This window comes from Paenibacillus sp. 01T47 (assembly GCF_056398245.1).
This window is the reverse complement of record NZ_JBFTPA010000008.1, coordinates 1-16695: the sequence shown is the minus strand read 5'-3', so window position 1 is coordinate 16695 and position 16695 is coordinate 1. Positions and strand designations below refer to the sequence as shown.

Annotated in this window: 14 protein-coding genes; 5 read left to right on the top strand and 9 right to left on the bottom strand. The window is 44.2% G+C overall.

The features are described from left to right. Positions 1-205: 205 nt before the first annotated feature. Complete coding sequence (locus AC1DOV_RS17410; protein WP_477550600.1) at positions 206-1918, top strand: sensor histidine kinase; 1713 nt, start codon at positions 206-208, stop codon at positions 1916-1918. After that, positions 1896-3509, top strand: a complete 1614-nt coding sequence (locus tag AC1DOV_RS17405) for a response regulator (protein WP_477550599.1) — start codon at positions 1896-1898, stop codon at positions 3507-3509. Before AC1DOV_RS17410 ends, AC1DOV_RS17405 begins: the two co-directional genes overlap by 23 nt. 59 nt (positions 3510-3568) lie before the next feature. Here the strand turns inward: AC1DOV_RS17405 and AC1DOV_RS17400 are convergent, their stop codons facing one another. The 6 genes from AC1DOV_RS17400 to serS form a co-directional block, all read right to left on the bottom strand. Beyond that, entirely contained in the window at positions 3569-5266 is a 1698-nt protein-coding gene (locus AC1DOV_RS17400; protein WP_477550598.1) for an extracellular solute-binding protein, read from the bottom strand. A 106-nt stretch (positions 5267-5372) separates the two neighbouring features. Beyond that, positions 5373-6251, bottom strand: a complete 879-nt coding sequence (locus AC1DOV_RS17395; RefSeq protein ID WP_441874609.1) for a carbohydrate ABC transporter permease — start codon at positions 6249-6251, stop codon at positions 5373-5375. An 18-nt stretch (positions 6252-6269) separates the two neighbouring features. Beyond that, positions 6270-7235, bottom strand: coding sequence for an ABC transporter permease (locus AC1DOV_RS17390; protein WP_441874608.1), 966 nt, complete (start codon positions 7233-7235; stop codon positions 6270-6272). Between the two features lie 206 nt (positions 7236-7441). Next, entirely contained in the window at positions 7442-11737 is a 4296-nt protein-coding gene (locus AC1DOV_RS17385; protein WP_477550597.1) for an endo-1,4-beta-xylanase, read from the bottom strand. A gap of 107 nt (positions 11738-11844) precedes the next feature. Further along, the gene (locus tag AC1DOV_RS17380) at positions 11845-11973 is read right to left on the bottom strand and encodes a hypothetical protein (RefSeq protein WP_477550596.1); all 129 of its coding nucleotides are present in this window, start codon (positions 11971-11973) and stop codon (positions 11845-11847) included. A 308-nt stretch (positions 11974-12281) separates the two neighbouring features. Then, positions 12282-13565, bottom strand: a complete 1284-nt coding sequence (gene serS / locus AC1DOV_RS17375; protein WP_477550595.1) for a serine--tRNA ligase — start codon at positions 13563-13565, stop codon at positions 12282-12284. Between the two features lie 381 nt (positions 13566-13946). Between serS and AC1DOV_RS17370 the strand changes: the two genes are divergently transcribed. The 3 genes from AC1DOV_RS17370 (at position 13947) to AC1DOV_RS17360 (ending at position 15853) form a co-directional block, all read left to right on the top strand. After that, positions 13947-14405, top strand: coding sequence for a hypothetical protein (locus AC1DOV_RS17370; protein WP_477550594.1), 459 nt, complete (start codon positions 13947-13949; stop codon positions 14403-14405). A 205-nt stretch (positions 14406-14610) separates the two neighbouring features. Further along, on the top strand, positions 14611-15159 hold the full coding sequence (locus AC1DOV_RS17365; RefSeq protein WP_477550593.1) for a hypothetical protein: 549 nt from the start codon (positions 14611-14613) through the stop codon (positions 15157-15159). Positions 15160-15268: 109 nt separating this feature from the next. Continuing rightward, positions 15269-15853, top strand: a complete 585-nt coding sequence (locus AC1DOV_RS17360; RefSeq protein ID WP_477550592.1) for a hypothetical protein — start codon at positions 15269-15271, stop codon at positions 15851-15853. A 22-nt stretch (positions 15854-15875) separates the two neighbouring features. Here AC1DOV_RS17360 and AC1DOV_RS17355 read toward each other — a convergent pair whose 3' ends face one another. The 3 genes from AC1DOV_RS17355 to AC1DOV_RS17345 all read right to left on the bottom strand — a co-directional run. Further along, positions 15876-16007 (bottom strand): IS3 family transposase, encoded by a 132-nt coding sequence (locus AC1DOV_RS17355; protein WP_441874601.1) that lies wholly within the window; start codon positions 16005-16007, stop codon positions 15876-15878. A gap of 146 nt (positions 16008-16153) precedes the next feature. Then, on the bottom strand, positions 16154-16315 hold the full coding sequence (locus tag AC1DOV_RS17350; protein WP_441874600.1) for an IS3 family transposase: 162 nt from the start codon (positions 16313-16315) through the stop codon (positions 16154-16156). Positions 16316-16434: 119 nt separating this feature from the next. After that, positions 16435-16695 (bottom strand): helix-turn-helix domain-containing protein (locus tag AC1DOV_RS17345; protein WP_477550591.1); only part of this gene is annotated, 261 nt, incomplete at its 5' end.

The window sequence follows — 16695 nt, the reverse complement described above, 5'->3', positions numbered from 1 at the left end:
ATATTCGTTATAAACGAAATACAGCTAAATAGAACTAATTAAATTATTAATTCCCGCAAGGCTGCGCTCAAACTGGCGCAGCCTTTTATTTAGTGCGCAAAACAAGCTGCTTAATGCCTAATTTTCAGTATAATTCCCACTATGCTTATTAAAATATAGTAAAATAGAAGGTGCTGCTATTTAAATTTCCGGAGGAATATTAATCATGAATGCTGGTCTTTCTATATTTCAAAAGCTGATGCTAGGGCTACTGCTCATGTTCTTCTTAATCATCATTATTTTCTGGATTATATATCGGCTTAATGTAACGGACATCCAAGAAGAACTAAAGAAAAACAAAATTGGTGAAGTCAAATTCATGACCTCACAACTCTCCACCCAGTTCGAGCAAGTCCTTATGAATACGACGACCATGTCTGAAGACCATTCGGTCAGAGGATATCCCTATGTCCTGCAATTCGGGGATGCCTATTCCAAGTACGAGGCGAAATTAGCTATCATTGACAAGCTCGCTCTCAACAGTGCCTCTACATCCTGGAACAACACGATCACTCTCTACTATCCAGATTTTAAGGAAACCGTCTCTTCCGACAGTACATTATCCTTCTCAACCTATAATCCGCCCTCCCAACGGCTGAATAAGTGGGTCGTGCACTGGAAGAAGGACGGTTCAGGCTATTATTCTAATTTGACCCGCAGCCATATCGGTCCATTGCTTATTGAAACGAGAGTGTCTTTGGATAATCTACTTAAAATGATGAAGCAGTACTCATCCGGAACCCCTTTGCTTTATGATTCTTTTAACAGAACAATTATCCAAACTGGTAATTCCCCTCTACTAGAGGATACGACAGGCCGAATTATTCCGTTAATTGAGGGCAAGAGCGGCTTTTTATCGGTCGACGACAACGGAACTGAATACCTGCTCAACTATATGAAATCTGATTTGCTTGATTTGTATTTTATAGATTACCACCCTATGCGTCAGTTCATTGAGCCTATTTCTCAAAATAATATTCTTTTTATATTTTCCATCATTGTGCTGCTGCTTATTTCACTTATTTATAGCCTCGTGCTGCGCAGGCAAGTTCAGGCACCTGTTATTGTACTAAGGAAGGCTATTGACAAATTTGATCGCGGCGATTTTTCTAGTCGTGTCATCGATCTTCATGCAACCGAGTTCAGAATGCTTGGCAACTCCTTTAATCGTATGGCCGAGAATACGCAGCGGCTCATTGAGCAGGTGCTCGTTGCAGAGCTGGAAGTTACCGAAGCAAGGCTTAAGCAATACCAAGCTCAAATTAATCCCCATTTTTTGTATAACTGCTTGAATTATATTCAGAGCAAAGCCAGCATCGAGGACCATGAATCCGTAACTGCGATGACGCTTCATCTCGGTGCTTATTGCAGATACGTTCAAAAAATTGAAAATATTGATTCTACCATTAACGAGGAGCTTGTCTTCGTTGAGCACTATTTGTCCATTTTACAGCTGCGCAAACGGTCGATGACCTTCTCTATTGATATCCCACCATCCATGTGTATGTATCGCTTGCCTAGAATGATCCTTCAACCGCTTGTCGAGAATTGCATTCAGCATGGCATAGAACCATCTCTGCATCCCGGTCATATCAAAATTAGTGCGGATGAGGACGAGCAGTCCTTACGTATAGTAATTCAAGATAGCGGAGTCGGCATTGCGGAGGATAGACTCGCTCTCGTTAATCAGCATATCGAGGAACGCATATTTTCTGAGAATAAGGTAGGCACAGGCATGAGAAATGTACACCAGCGTCTCAAGCTATATTTTGGAAAGAGATCTGGGCTGACTATTCAATCAAAATTAGCCGAAGGAACTTGTTATATCATTACAATTCAGAAGAAGGAGGACAACTATGCTGCAGCTATTATTAGTTGATGACGAATCTTATGTAGTCGATGATCTAGAAATCGCCTTCCCCTGGACCAAATATGGGGTTGAAAAGGTATATACAGCTTATTCCGGCATGGAGGCGCTGCAGGTCATTGAAAGGAATTCTATTGATATTCTCATTACAGATATTGCCATGCCAGGAATGACTGGACTAGAGCTCATTACACGAGTTAAAGAATTCAATAAGGCAATCAAATGCATTCTACTTACTGGTTATGCAGAATTCGAATACGCCCAGGAGGCGATAAAGCAGGGGGTAGTAGACTATTTAATTAAGCCGCTTGATCATAATAAGCTCGGCCTCTGTCTTGAAGAAACGATAAATATCATGAAAAAGGAGATGGAGCAGACCGCATCCTACGAGCAGGCGTTATTCACATTCCGGGAGCATCTTCCTGTCATGAAGGACAAGCTCCTTAATGAGCTGCTGCAAGGCAAGAACTACTCTGAGGAGGCTCTTGTCGACAAGCTTTCCAGCTTCTCACTGACCTATGGGAAAGACGATGATGTCTTTCTTCTTGTCATTCGTCTGGAGGAGCATTTCAACCGCTATGGACAAAACAGCCTGCTGCTTTTCGAATATGCAGTGACAAACATCGCTTGCGAGCTGCTCGAGGACTCCTTCGAGACTTGGCATTGCCGAGATGCTTATGATTATCTTATATTTACGCTCAAAGCAAAACAAACAGACGGGTTTCAGAACTCTGAAAGTCTATTAAAGGAGCTTACCAGTCGTTCACTCCAATTGCATCGTAATGTGAATGAATACTTGGGGGGCGGCATATCGGTCATCCTTACCTATCCGGGAAAATTCAGTAGTGATCTTCGCCATATGCATGAGAATGCAGTCACAGCAATCAGAAAGCAAGTCGGAAACGGTACAGGCTATTTTCTAGCGCTTGCCGAGCAGCCGTCACAAGTATCCTACGTTCGATCCATGAACGTATTATATGATCCGCCTACGTTTATCCATCTGCTGGAAACCAGCCAATGGGACGGATTTGAAGACAGATTGAACCAAGTTGAGGAAGCTTTCAGCGCTTTATCCGAGCAAACGGAAGAGCATTTGGATGCAATAAGTACGGTGCTCATGTCCTCCTTCCATTACATAGCTCATAGAAACAATGTTCTCCTGTCAGATGTAGCGGGAAATGCGCTTATGTATAGACAAACGTTCCGCTCACTTTGTCAGCTTATTGAATGGGCAAAACAGCTTGCCTTAACACTAAAGGAGAAGCTGGAGAAAGACGTTTCTAGTCAACAACAAGCAATTATTCGAGAGATCCAAGTATTTATTTCATCTCATCTGTCGACAGTCAGCCTGCAATCGATAGCCGATTGCGTATCCCTCCATCCTGTTTACGTATCCAAGCTGTTCAAGCAGCTGAGCGGCAGCAGCCTGAGTGAGTATATTCTCAGTGTGAAGATGGAGCATGCCGTTGCTTTGCTCCGAAATTCAACCGATAAGGTATACGAAATTTCGGATAAGCTCGGTTATTCAAATTCACAATACTTCATTAAGGTATTCAAGGAGCAGCATGGTATGACCCCTCAGGATTTTCGGGATAAGACCTAGTTGAATTAAATAACAGCAAGAAGGGCAGCCCATAAATGAGCCGCCCTTCTTGCTGTTATTTATTTTGACTTAATTTCATCGTACCATTTGTTGACTTCTTCCGCTATTTTCGCTCCGCCTGAAGAATTATATCTTTCAACAAAAGCATCGAATTCATCAACCGAGGTTTTATTATAAATGATTTTGTTCAGTACTTCCTTCTCCAGCTTGCTTAGCATATCGCCTTTGGATAGCTGCGTCTCCGTAGGAGTACCAGTAAACATACTAGGCATAATAGCATCCTTCTGATCAACAACAATCTTCGCCGCTTGCATTTGCTCTGGAATAGAGGTAGTAAGCGTCTCTTCATACGGCGTGGACGGCTTTTCACCGTTCGCTAGTTTTGCTAACCCGTTGATACGAAGAAAAGGAATGATGGCTCCATCAAAGGTTAGTGTATATCGTATGGCATCTACCCAACCGCCAGGGATTTTATCACTATCCTGCTCGCGGTAAATCTCACCGTTCGGGCCAATATCATAGTCATACCCTTTTGCGAAGCCTTTAGAGAATGGACCATCCCCATCAGGGTTTGCCCAGTTGTCAAATAGGTAATTCTGATAGACGAAGAATGCATCTTTATTTTTCATGTTTTTATTGATAAGAACCGCACCTGTGCTAATTGGAGTTCCATGACGGCCAACCTTGCCATCAGGACCAGCAGGCAGCGGATACGGCTTATATTCAGAAGTAGGGACATTTGTTTTCAAATCGGGAATTGGCCAGCCTGTCATCCAATAAGGGCCAACAATGATACCTGATTTGCCAGCTGTGAAAGCTTCTGAAGCCTTTACTTCATCATACAGTCCCGACTCTTGCGAAATGTAGCCCTTCTTCATCCAATCCTGCAGCTTGGAGAGTGCAGGCTTCATCTCTGGCTGAATAGAACCATAGGCAAGCTTGCCATCGTACCCTACGTTCCATTGGTTTGGCATTACGCCAAACATGCCAAACACCCATCCTGTCTCGGACATCCAAGTATTCAAATTGTTTTTAAAGCCAACGGATAAAGCTGTGGTATCCTTCTTGCCATTACCGTCTGGATCCTGATTAGTAAAGGCCTCCATTACCGTTTCAAGCTCATCGATCGTCTGAGGAGCCTTCAAGTTTAATTTTTTCAACCAATCTTCACGAATATACATGACTGGATCATTATTGTAGGCATTCTCCAAAATCGGAATTCCCATTCGTTTTCCATCACGCATGTACGGGTTCCAAACCGTTGGGTCCTGTGCCATTGCTTCTTTATAGGTATCGGAAGCATATTTATCGAACAGTTCTCCTGCATCCGCAAACTGCCCGCTCGAAATTAAATCAGCAATCAGCGTTGGATCGCCCCTGAATGAAATAATATCCGGCATTTCCTGCCCCGAGGTAAGCATCAGCCTAAGCTTCGTTTGGTAGGCATTGTTTTGATCGCTGACCGTCCATAAGTACTTAATATCAATACCCAAAGTGTCTTTCGCCCACTTTGTATGAACGTTATTATCAATATTTTCGCCATTTTTGAATTTTAAATTGGTTGTAATAGGGAAGACCGTCGTAATCGAAACAGGCTCCACATATTTTCCATTCTCGAACTTCGCTGAATAAAAGGAATCATTATCGGCCTTTTCTTCTGTTTGATCGTCTTTATTGCTGCCGCAAGCTGCAAGCGATGCCATCAGCATTGCCCCTGTCATAACCATAACAGCCGGCTTTTTCAATTTAGTTAGCATATCTTTATTTCCCCCAATTGAATTTATTTGGTTTGCTTTGACCCTTCCAACCAAATCATAGATAGATCCTACTGTGCAGCAACACCCCTCTCATGAAGCAAATCCATTATTCCTTCACGGCACCAAGTACAATTCCTTTGACGAAAAATCTTTGAAGGAACGGATACACAAGGAGAATGGGTGCCATGCCGATAAAGATTTGAGCAGCCTTTACAGTTCTTTGTGAAATATTTTCCAAGTCTTCAGGACGCACCGTCACTTTGCTGAAGTCTTGCTGTACGATAATGGTCTGCAGGAAAGTCGCAAGTGGATAGTTTTTATGATCAGTCATAAAGATTAGACCATCAAACCAGGAATTCCAATGACCAACCATTGAGAATAACGATAGTGTAGCAATTGCAGGCATCGATACTGGCAAATAAATACTGAATAGTGTTCTCAGATGGCCAGCTCCATCGATGAATGCAGCTTCCTCCAAATCCCTAGGCACCCCGCGAAAGAAATTAAGAAGGAGTATCATATTCCATACTGATACAGCTCCCGGAATGATAAGCACCCAAAGCGTATTCATCATGTTTAGCTTTTGAATAAGAATGTAGAAGGGAATCAAGCCACCGCTGAATAACATCGTGAAGACAAAAAACCACGTATATATACTTCTGCGTTTGAAATGTTGAGCTTCTTTAGATAGTGGATACGCCGCGAGCGTAACGAGTACCATACTGATCATCGTGCCTAATGTAGTACGCTGAACAGCTACCCATAAAGAGCGAATAAAATTCTCATTCTCCAATGTCTTGCTATAGGCTTCAACCGTGAACTGAACGGGCAGCAATCCGACCAAATTAGCGTTCGCAGCTGCTTTCCCACTGAATGAAACAGCTAAAATATGAATTAATGGAATAATGCAAGCAATAGATAATATAGTTAGGAACGTATAGTTGATCACTGTGAATAATTTGTAGGTGTTCGATTTATGATACATACTGTCGGTTCATCCTTTCTAGAAAATACGGTAATTGGCCAGTTTGTAAGCCAAGCGGTAAGCTGCGACGATAAGCACGAAGCCTACGACCGATTTGAAAAGCCCAATTGCTGTGGAGAATCCGAACTTTCCATCTATGATACCGATACGATAGACAAACGTATCAATAATATCCCCTTTGTCGAAAACCAATGCATTATACAGATTGAATATTTGGTCAAAGCCCGCATTCAATATATTGCCTAAAGAGAGTGTTCCAACCACGATTGTAATTGGGATAAGTGCTGGGATGGTAATGAACAAGGTTTGATGCCATCTGTTCGCTCCGTCTACTTCCGCCGCCTCGTACAATGACGGATTAATTCCTGCTAGTGAAGCAAGGAATACGATCGTTCCAAATCCAAACTCCTTCCAGACATCGCTTACAACAACGATAAATCGGAACCAATTGCCGTCGCCGAGGAAGAATATCGGTTTTAAACCGAACACCGCGCCTAGAAACTGATTGACGAGTCCTTCACTGGACAGCATGTCCAGCAAGATGCCCCCTAAGATGACCCAAGAAAGGAAATGCGGCAAGTAAACCAGCGTCTGTACCGTCCGTTTGAAAGCCGCCTTTCTCACTTCATTGAGCAAGAGAGCGAAGGTAAACGGAGCGATGAGTCCTGAAACCATCTTCATTCCGGCTATAATAACGGTATTCCAAATGACTTGTACGTACTCTGGCGTACTGAAAAGGTAACGAAAGTGCTCCAAGCCAATCCAATTGGATTGGGAAAATCCTAGCCAAGGCTTGAAATCTTGGAAAGCAATTACGAGTCCGAACATTGGAATGTAAGCAAAGATTAAAGTAAGGATAACCGCTGGCAGCAGCATCGCATCCAGCACCAACGCCCTTTGCCATTTGGAGCGGCGATCCGTGCGTTTAGACAGCTGTGGAGCGGTCTCTGCAAGGGCATCTGCTGGCGTTATTGATTTCTTCATTTGTGTGCTTCCCTTCTGTTTGAATGACATAAACCCTATCTGTCCTGTCGTCTGTTCTCATTATAAGTGGCGCCTAGAGACGCTACTATGATAAATCATAAGCATCGATAACAAATTGTTAATATCCGAGCTGACGCTGTTTGAATACAAATAAAACGCCAAGCCCCCTTCTATAGAAGAGAGCTTGGCGTCATTAAATCCATTCATTATTTGCTTGTATTCAGGATCATGAGCATATTATATAAAGCTTGAACTGACTCTGCCCGAGTAGTATGCTCACTAGGAACAAAACGATGATCATCCTTGCCCTTCATCATTCCATGCGAAGAAACAATAGAAACAGCGTTCTCCGCCCATGCTGAGATGTTAGCTTTGTCTACGTATACTAGCTCGACGTTAGTCTCCTCAGGTTTCGTTTTTGCTTGGTATGCATACGCATTGGCAAGCATAACCGCCATTTCTTCACGGGTAATGTTTGCAAGCGGAGCAAACCGATCCGCTGACACACCCTTAACAATTCCTGCGTGAAAGGCAGCATTAACCGCCGTCGAGAACCAAGTTCCTTCCGCAGCGTCTTTGAAGCTGGAGGCCCCTTGCTCTTTAAGTCCAAGCAGGCGTACCAATAGAACGGTAAACTCCGCTCGCGTAATAGATTTGTCTGGAGCAAAGAGAGCAGCGGTTTGGCCATTCACAATCTGTTTTGCAGACAGCACCTTCAACGGCTCGTAAACCCAGTGGCTTGAATTAACGTCATTGAAGCTCTTATCATATTCAAGCAGCGCGTACTTACTGAAATGCGCAAGATCAACAGAGATATGATTCGTTTTTTCGTCATTCTTCCCGCCTACATATTCCCACTTATTGGTCTGCTCATTCAGCATGTAAATGCCTAAGAGCGACTTCTTCATATTGGCTTCCGCTGAATAGGAGAAAGATAGGGTGACTACTCCATCAAATGTGCCAGCCTTAATCTCACGACCATTACCTGTTATTAAAGACAGTTCGAAGGACCAGCTTTCTCCGCCAATAAACTTCGCAGATAACCCTTGCTCTCCTTTTAGCTGCTGACTGCCTGAAGCTTCTTTAGCGGGCTCCATACGAAGCGACAGCTCAGCTCCATTCCGCAATTCAGGCTTCAACTGATCAATGAGGAGCTGGAGCACTTTTGAATCAATTGTTAGTGTAGCAGACCCCTTGGCTAGCTCCAGCTCTCTGCCTTTTAATAGACCAGCTAATTGAAGGGGCAGCCGTACTTGATGCTTACCTTCTGGTACGCTGATGCTCACCTGATTAGGCGACCCGTTCTGAAAATCCTCCTGAGTAATGGTCATCACAGGATCAGCAGTGCTGCCAGATTGCCCAGAGCTTCCAAGTTTGTCACCGCCATTATCGATACCACTGTTATTTTCTGACTCGGCAAAAGTCAAAATGCCGAATTGGGAAGTATTTCTCCATGAATCGTTTGTTGGATCGTTCCATTTGGCGGTGCTGTGCACTCCTTCCCCCTGATCGTCATTCACCTGAATGTCCAGACCTATTACACTATCTTTATTCGGACGAAGCTCAGGCAGCGCGATCTTCACTTCCATGCGGTAGCCTTTCTCTGTTTTTACAACTGCGCTCTCCAGACGAGAAGGAGAAGCATTTCCAGCAAAAGTTGCCGCATTATCAATATTTATCCGATATTGTGCATCGTCATATTGATAGGTCGAAGTTCGTTGATGATTTTCATCGATGAAAATTTCGATTGAATCCTGCAGCCATGGCTGCGGATCGTCTGATTTAAGCAAAGGATCGGTTACGTCGATTAGCAGCAGCAGACTGTCATCCGTCCACATAGAGCGAGCTTGAGCCGTTGCTTTGCTGTTATTATTAGTTAGATCCACAGCGAATGGCTTTGCCTTTTCCCACTCGCTTTCCATTTGTCCATCAATACGTGCAGTGCCTTTTATCGACTGTGCGCTTTTTGGCACACTTGCAAGCTGAATGACGCCATACTTGCTTGTGTCCAGATCTTGACTTAATGTGCTGTCATTCCAATAAACCGGCAGCATCTCGCTTGTCGATGCATCCTGAATACGAATATCGAATCCGATTTCTTCCGTTCCTTGCGCTAAGCCTTTCCAAGGAATAAAGGCTTCTAGCCTATAACCAGTTGCTGTTTCTTTTATTTTATAGCTGCTGTCGCCATTTTCAGCGCCTGACCGATTAAAAGTAAGATGACGATCATCTGACTCGTAAACCGCTGACTTTCCATTATTCTCATCAATAAACAGCTCTATCTTGTCCGCTGCGTCACGGGTAGCATCTTTAACCTCTACTTGAACGTAAAGATTGGTCATATCCCATAAGGTACGGAACGTTGCAGACTCGCTGCCGCTGCGTTTAAGCCGTGTCTGTACAGCTTTTTTCCATACGGAATCTGCAGAATTCTGATCACCCGCCGTTGGCGTTGCCATGAGTGATACCGTACGGTTTGTAATAATCGGAAGTGTAAGTGGATCTACAATTCCCCAGTAGACTAGCTTAGCCTGGAGATTCGCATCGAATAGCATAGCCTGATTATTGTAGGATTTCTCGTCTTGCAGTCCCCAAATCGTTACAGAGGAAATCTTGTCCTTATAGGTTTTGTATAAGTCAAACAATTCCTTATATCTATGTGCTTGTTTTGCAGCTATGTCAGCAGGCATAGGCGTACCCATGCTCACTCCGCTATCAACATCCAGCTCGGTAACCTGAATATCTAGCCCTAGCGAAGAGAACAGCTTAATTGTCTTTTCAACTTCTTCAATTGGCGGCGTAACCAACCCATAGTGAGATTGCAAGCCTACCCCGTCGATCAGACCTTTAGCTTTGAGGCGCTTTAGCAATTGATAGATATGTTCTCTTTTTTCCGGAACCTCTGTGAAGTAATCATTGTAATACAGCTTGGCATCAGGGTCCGCAGCACGAGCAAATTCGAATGCCTTCTCGATGTAATCAGGACCTATGAGATTATACCACGGTGAAATTCTAATACCGTCCGCATCTCCCCCATTGTCAGCAATAGCTTCGTTTACAACGTCCCATGCGTATATTTTTCCTTTATAACGTGTCATTACAGTCTCTATGTAAGACTGAAGGCGCTGCAGAAGCAAGTCGCGGCTGGCAGGCTGTCCATTGCTGTCCGTAAACATCCACTCGGCCGCATCAATATGCCATAGAAGAGCATGTCCGCGCAGCCCCATTCCGTTATCTTGAGCATATTTCACATAATAATCGGCTGCATCGAATGTATACTGATTCTCAGCTGGGGAAATAAACTTTGGTTTCATTTCATAAGTTGCCGTTATGCTGTTAAAATGCTTTTTGAGAAGCTCCCCATAGGCACCTTCCATTTGCCAGGTATAGACGGCAGCACCAATTGGAAAATCATCCTTAAAATAATCCTTTAAGGACACGATATCGTTTTGAATCGATAGCGCCGAAACAGGGACTACTGTTACTTCATCTACATAAAAAGATAACGTATCTGAAGTATTCTCCGTAATGTAAGGCGTTTCGATGAATAGTTGTAGCTCCGTAGGAGAATCGCTGTAATTAAGTTGTCCCTTAAGCTCATACCATTGCTGCCACTCCGATTTCTTAATCGTAATGGTATCTAGTGCATTCCAGCTCTCCGATCCGGACTTCTTATAGGCCGTCATTTGCAATTTGATGTCAGAGGCTGGCTCTTCCTTTAATCGAACATAGGCTTTTAATTCATATTCCTTGTTCTTTTGAAGGTGATTTTCAAGCTCAAGTGCTGGCCCATGAAACGTACGGCTCCGCCCTTCTACCAACATACTGTTGCTGCCGCTATAGGCTTCAGCTGCGGAAACGGTCAGCGCCTCATGTCCGACTCGCGGCAACCACCCCTGAAGCGTTCCATCTTCAAAATCGATAAACAGTCGATCATCGCCCACCGGGCCCTCCAAATCAGGCACGAGCTCTATGGAAACATCATCAAAATAAAAGGAGGTACCTGCCGTGGCTTCTGCATAAAGATCATATTGGCCATTCTTGCTCCCTGTCGTATAATTCCTTTTAATTAAGGTCCATTGCGATGCGGCATTCTGATCCGCCGTGCCTATCTGCTCCCAGTGGTCTTGCCCGTCAATGCGGCTCTTCATTGTAAGCTTAATATCAGCTGGCGTTGTACCGGGGGATAGCTTGACCCAAGCACTAATGGAGTAGGTGCGGTTAGGAGCCAACAATTCTGTTAAAACGTAATTGGGTCCCTCCCAATCCTCACTCCTCCCAGAAATATACAGGCTATGAGAGCCGCCATGATACTCATCTCCTGAGACCGTTAGCGACTCGTTTCCTTTACGCGCCCAGCCCTGCGTTGTTCCATTCTCAAAATCTGAAGTGAGAATGGTTGTGCTGCTCTCGTTAGCAAACACCTGCTTAGAGGGAGGAAGAATGATAGTGATAAGCATGGCAAAAGCGATAAATAATGCGAACGGTTTAGTAAATTTCATATAAATCCTCCTTAATGTGATGATCATAGCGCTGCAACTAGCTCTTTGTTCCATTCTTTTGTTGTGCGATTATATAAACCAAAGGTGGCACCGAATTCCCAGTAGGCCTAAGGCATGCTTAGTCGCTCTGCATCCAAGCGTTCGGTCTCCGTCCAAACCACTCGGGAAGCCATGTCTGCCGTGCGATAGACGCCAAACTCCCCTAGTTCCATATTCTTCAGCCATCCACTCCGCACCTTGATGCGTTGGCTTCCTCAATGACCATATCCCACGCCCCTTCAACCGGGGCATCCAAAGCGCACCCCTCTCTTCTTCAATGCTTTTCCCCCCTAGTATATAAATCCCGCTCTTCACTTCATGTACTACAATCGGATAGTTGAAGTATAGCTCTAAGGTAAGCGTTTCCATATAACAAATACATCACTCACATAACAAATTATTAGCTTTGTCCCTAATCGAGTAACCTTTTTTCATATCAAAGTAAATAGAACAAAAAAAATGCGATAAGGAAATGCTGCTGAGCATCTCCTTACCGCATATCAATTTATTCATTAATTGCTATTTTCTCCAGCCCTCTCATATAAGGCTGAAGTGCAGCTGGGATACGAATCGAGCCGTCTTCCTCCTGATGATTCTCGATGAGTGGAATGAGAATACGCGGGCTAGCCACTGCTGTGTTGTTGAGCGTATGGCAATATTTTAACGAGCCATCCTCTGCACGGTACCGTATATTCGAGCGGCGTGCTTGAAAATCATGCAGGTTCGACGACGAATGCGTCTCCCCGTAGGCCTGCCTACTTGGCATCCATGTCTCAATATCGTATTGCTTATACGTTTTTTGCGACATATCGCCAGTACATACTGCCATGACTCTATAGGGCAGCTCAAGGCATTGAAGCAGTTCCTCGGCATTAGCCGTTATTTCCTGCAGCAGCGACTCCGACAACGCCGGATCAGCCTCGCACAAAATAACCTGCTCGACCTTGGCAAACTGATGTACACGGTATAGACCATGAACATCTCTGCCAGCCGAGCCGACCTCGCTGCGGAAGCATACCGATGCAGCAGCCAGCTTGATTGGCTCTCCTACTTCTATAATTTCGTCCGCGTAATAGGTAACCATAGGCACCTCCGAGGTGCCTACCAGCCATTTATCCTCGCCTGCAATCCGGTAGGTCTGATCCTCACCAAGCGGGAAAAAGCCAGTATGCTTCATCGCTTCGGTGCGGACCATTAATGGTACTTCCAGCAGTGTGAAGCCTTTTCTCAGCAGCAAATCGACAGCCAGCTGCTGCACGGCACGATGGAGCAAAACGCCTGCCCCCTTCAAGTAATAATTGCGGCTGCCTGCTGCCTTCACACCTCGCTGCACATCAATCATTTGGTGCAGATCACCCAGCGCCATATGATCCTTTGGTTCAAAAGGAAAACTCGGGGCTTCGCCAACACGCTTTTGCTCTATATTGTCTGCGTCCGATCGTCCATCTGGCGTGTCTGGCGATACGATATTAGGTACCAACGCCATGAGCTCAGCTGCATGCTGCTCTACTATCGCAAGCTCTGCTTCCACTGTGCCCAGCTTCTCATTTGTTTCCTTGACCTTATGCTTCGTTTCTTCCACTTCAGCTTGAGCATTCTGCCTCACTAGTGTGCCGATAAGATTCGAGAGCTTGTTGCGAATTTCCCGTAAAGCTTCCGATTCCTGCATGAGCTGACGTTTCTTCTCGTCCCAGAACAGCAGCTCTGCAATAGAAATCTGAATCCCCTTCTGATTCGCAACCGTCTGTACCTGCTCTTGATTTTGCCTAACCCATTTCATGTCCAACATGCTAACCGCGCTCCTTTTCATTAGAAAAACACAAAAAACGCCCTCCATCCCAATGGGACGAGGAGCGTTTTTTACTCGCGGTGCCACCCAAATTGATTAAACAGACGCACTGTCTAATCCTCTTTGTTCCGCGATAACGGGCGGGCCCGGTAAACTTAGGGGGAAGGTGCTGCCTTTCCCTTGACGAGAACGCCTCCGAGTTGGATTCTCTTCACTGGCGTGATCCGATAATTAATTTTGTAGTAATATAACACATTATATAAGGCCAACACAAGTGTCATTGTGGAAATAAAATTCCAATTCATCTTTTTAGTGTGCCTCATATGCAACTTTATCCACTTATTAACAGTCAGTAGGTTATATGAAGGGGAGGTGCATTTGTTGAGATATGGTCTTCTACTTACATTCTTACTTATCCTGTTTGGGCTGGCAAGCTGCGAAAGCTCCGGAGCGAACAATGGCTTAACCACTCATACAGAGCAGGTGAACAAAGATCACCTGACGGAATCGTTGTCCAAATCAAGCGATACATTAATCATTGCCAAAAGAGTTGGCATGGAAAACCAATACGAAGATCATAAGGAAATAAACGATGAGAAGTCTGTTTCTACTGTGAGGAGCATTTTAAACAAAGGCGAATGGGAAGAAGTTAAATTCCTAATGACAAGACCAGCCGATTATAAAGTTCATTTCCAACCTACCGATGGGTCAGAAGCAAAAGCGGTACTATATGAGGTTTGGTTTACGAACGACAACGCTGAGATTTATATAAGCGGCATTCATTCTTATAAAAAAACGTCGAAAGAGGATGCAGAAACGCTGGGTACTATTTTAAAATAACGGATTCATGACAAACGTATAAGGAGCATATTATGAAATCCAAATTACTCGAAGTATTAATTTGCATTGTTTTAGGCTTTTTTTCAGGCATACTGCTTGCTGGAACGGGTAGAGATGTTACGGATAGCGGAGTTGAAATATTGCTCGGATGCATTTTCTGGATACTGGTCTTTTCTTATATTAGAAAAAAATGAGGCATACAGTAATGAAAATGTTCCGTTCTCTTCTCTTTTTAATCATATTCGTCTCCCTGTCTCTAACGATTGCACCTTCCAAAAGCTTCGCATGGTCATGTGCCGAGAGCGATGCACCCAAGCAATTGTTTAAAAAACATGATTTTGTATATATTGCTAAAGCCATGGAGACCACCTATGAGGAAGCCGGCAGTATGAATCCCAAAAGCAGGACAACCTTTGAAGTGAAGTCGACATTAAAAGGCACCTCCAGCGATAAAGTAACCATTGTCACGACTGCTGGCAGCGAATTTACTGAAGGCACAGACTATCTAGTATATGCTTATCAAACAACAAAGAAAAATTACTTATACAAGTATGAACCAGGCGAAATAGCGACTGATACTTGGTGCGGCGGAACAAAACCATTGTCGCTTGCAAGTTACGATCTTGAAGCGATAGATGAATATAAAAAGATGACTAACATGGTTTATTTTATTATTATTCCCATCGTTGCTGCCGCTGTTATCGTCACCGTATTCCTTCTATTGAAACGTAAAGGGAAACTAGGACGACGCTAATGCATTATTTTGGGGATTTATGATTGAGATTAGGACAACTCGTTTAAAATAACATGGAGACAGAACTGATGGGCTTGATTATACAAGCCCTTCATGAAGGAGGCTTCTCATGCTGAATGAGATAACAACAATACCGCGTAAGAATAAAAGGCGGAAAGGTTTTGCGGCTTTCGCCGCTTTTGGCATAACGATGACTTTATTAGCTGGCTGCAGTCAAACAGGAACGAGTGAAATGGGTGCTCAGCCTAATCCAGATTCCGCTGCAATCGCTCCCGCTAATCAAACCGAAGAAACAAATGCTTCTTCAGAGAAGGATAACCCCTTCGCCGCTGCTGGCATTACGGATCCTAAAGCTTTTATCAAAATGTTTGAAGCGGTTAAGACAGCTGTTGCCGCGGGTGATAAAGAGGCCGTTGCAGACCTAGTGCTGCTGCCGCTTCGAGTAAACGGAAAAACATCGATGGAGATTACATCCAAAGCAGAGTTTATAGAGAAATATGATGCCATTATGACAAAATCCGTGAAGGATGCGCTAGCCGCGCAGAAGGTGGATGATTTGTTCGTTCGCGATCTAGGTGTGATGGTCGGAGACGGTGAGCTTTGGTTTGGAGCATCAGCCGAGGAGCCTCAAGCATACGGCATTATTGCCGTTAATCTAGAAGTTGGTAGCACTGAAGTGCCCCCCGTCAAGTAGACATTACAAAAAATAAAAACTGTTAAACGGCCTTAGTCCTAAACTCCATTGGACTGAGGCCGTTTAGTTTYGCCTGTAATCGTTCGTAATTGTAAAAGTGAATGTAGGCTTCAATGTCCCGTTCAAGCTCATCAAAAGTTCGGTATGTATGCAAATAAAATTTTTAGCACTTCAAGGTTTCCCAGAAGGATTCTATGGGACTGTTATCAATGCAGCTCCCTACGAGGGACATGCTATGGGTTAATTTTTTGCCAAATGACTTTTTGAACCGCAGAGAAGTGTATTGAAAGCATCGGTTTACTACTGGATGCGCTTGTGGTTAATCTGCCGCTCCGTTTCTTTGCATAAGTGAAGAGTCAATCGACGGTACCCGTAGATACCGCCTACCTTCTCATGCAGCGAGATCATCGCTCTTGTGAGTTTCTGGTTTTCTAGTTCACGTACGCTAGGCTTGCGGTTCAACCATTTGTAATAGCTGGATCGTGGAATCTCTGCAATTTCACAAAGTATCTTTATGCTGAACTGCCCGTCTTGCTGTACAGCTTGAATGGCAAGATAGATGTTTTCTTGACGTACTTGACTTAGCGTCGCCTTCTTTCGAGTTCCTCTAACTTTTTTAGAAATGCAATTTCTGCGCGCAGACGTTCAGTTTCAGCCTGCATCTTCTTCATGGCAAGCTTTTGGCGGTCTGTGTCAGTTAACTCTTCTTCGGTCTTTTTACGTCCACGTCCATCCTGCAGCGCATCTTGCCCGCCGTCTTGGTATTTCTTCACCCACTGATATACCTGTTGGTAGGAAACCTGATGTTGCTCCGCAGTCTTCCCATAGTCATCGTTATTTGT

Coding starts and splice junctions, on each gene's coding strand:
- AC1DOV_RS17365 (WP_477550593.1), top strand. CDS start 14,611: ATGAAAATGTTCCGTTCTCTTCTCTTTTTAATCATATTCGTCTCCCTG.
- AC1DOV_RS17405 (WP_477550599.1), top strand. CDS start 1,896: ATGCTGCAGCTATTATTAGTTGATGACGAATCTTATGTAGTCGATGAT.
- AC1DOV_RS17410 (WP_477550600.1), top strand. CDS start 206: ATGAATGCTGGTCTTTCTATATTTCAAAAGCTGATGCTAGGGCTACTG.
- AC1DOV_RS17360 (WP_477550592.1), top strand. CDS start 15,269: ATGCTGAATGAGATAACAACAATACCGCGTAAGAATAAAAGGCGGAAA.
- AC1DOV_RS17390 (WP_441874608.1), bottom strand. CDS start 7,235: ATGAAGAAATCAATAACGCCAGCAGATGCCCTTGCAGAGACCGCTCCA.
- serS (WP_477550595.1), bottom strand. CDS start 13,565: ATGTTGGACATGAAATGGGTTAGGCAAAATCAAGAGCAGGTACAGACG.
- AC1DOV_RS17395 (WP_441874609.1), bottom strand. CDS start 6,251: ATGTATCATAAATCGAACACCTACAAATTATTCACAGTGATCAACTAT.
- AC1DOV_RS17385 (WP_477550597.1), bottom strand. CDS start 11,737: ATGAAATTTACTAAACCGTTCGCATTATTTATCGCTTTTGCCATGCTT.
- AC1DOV_RS17400 (WP_477550598.1), bottom strand. CDS start 5,266: ATGCTAACTAAATTGAAAAAGCCGGCTGTTATGGTTATGACAGGGGCA.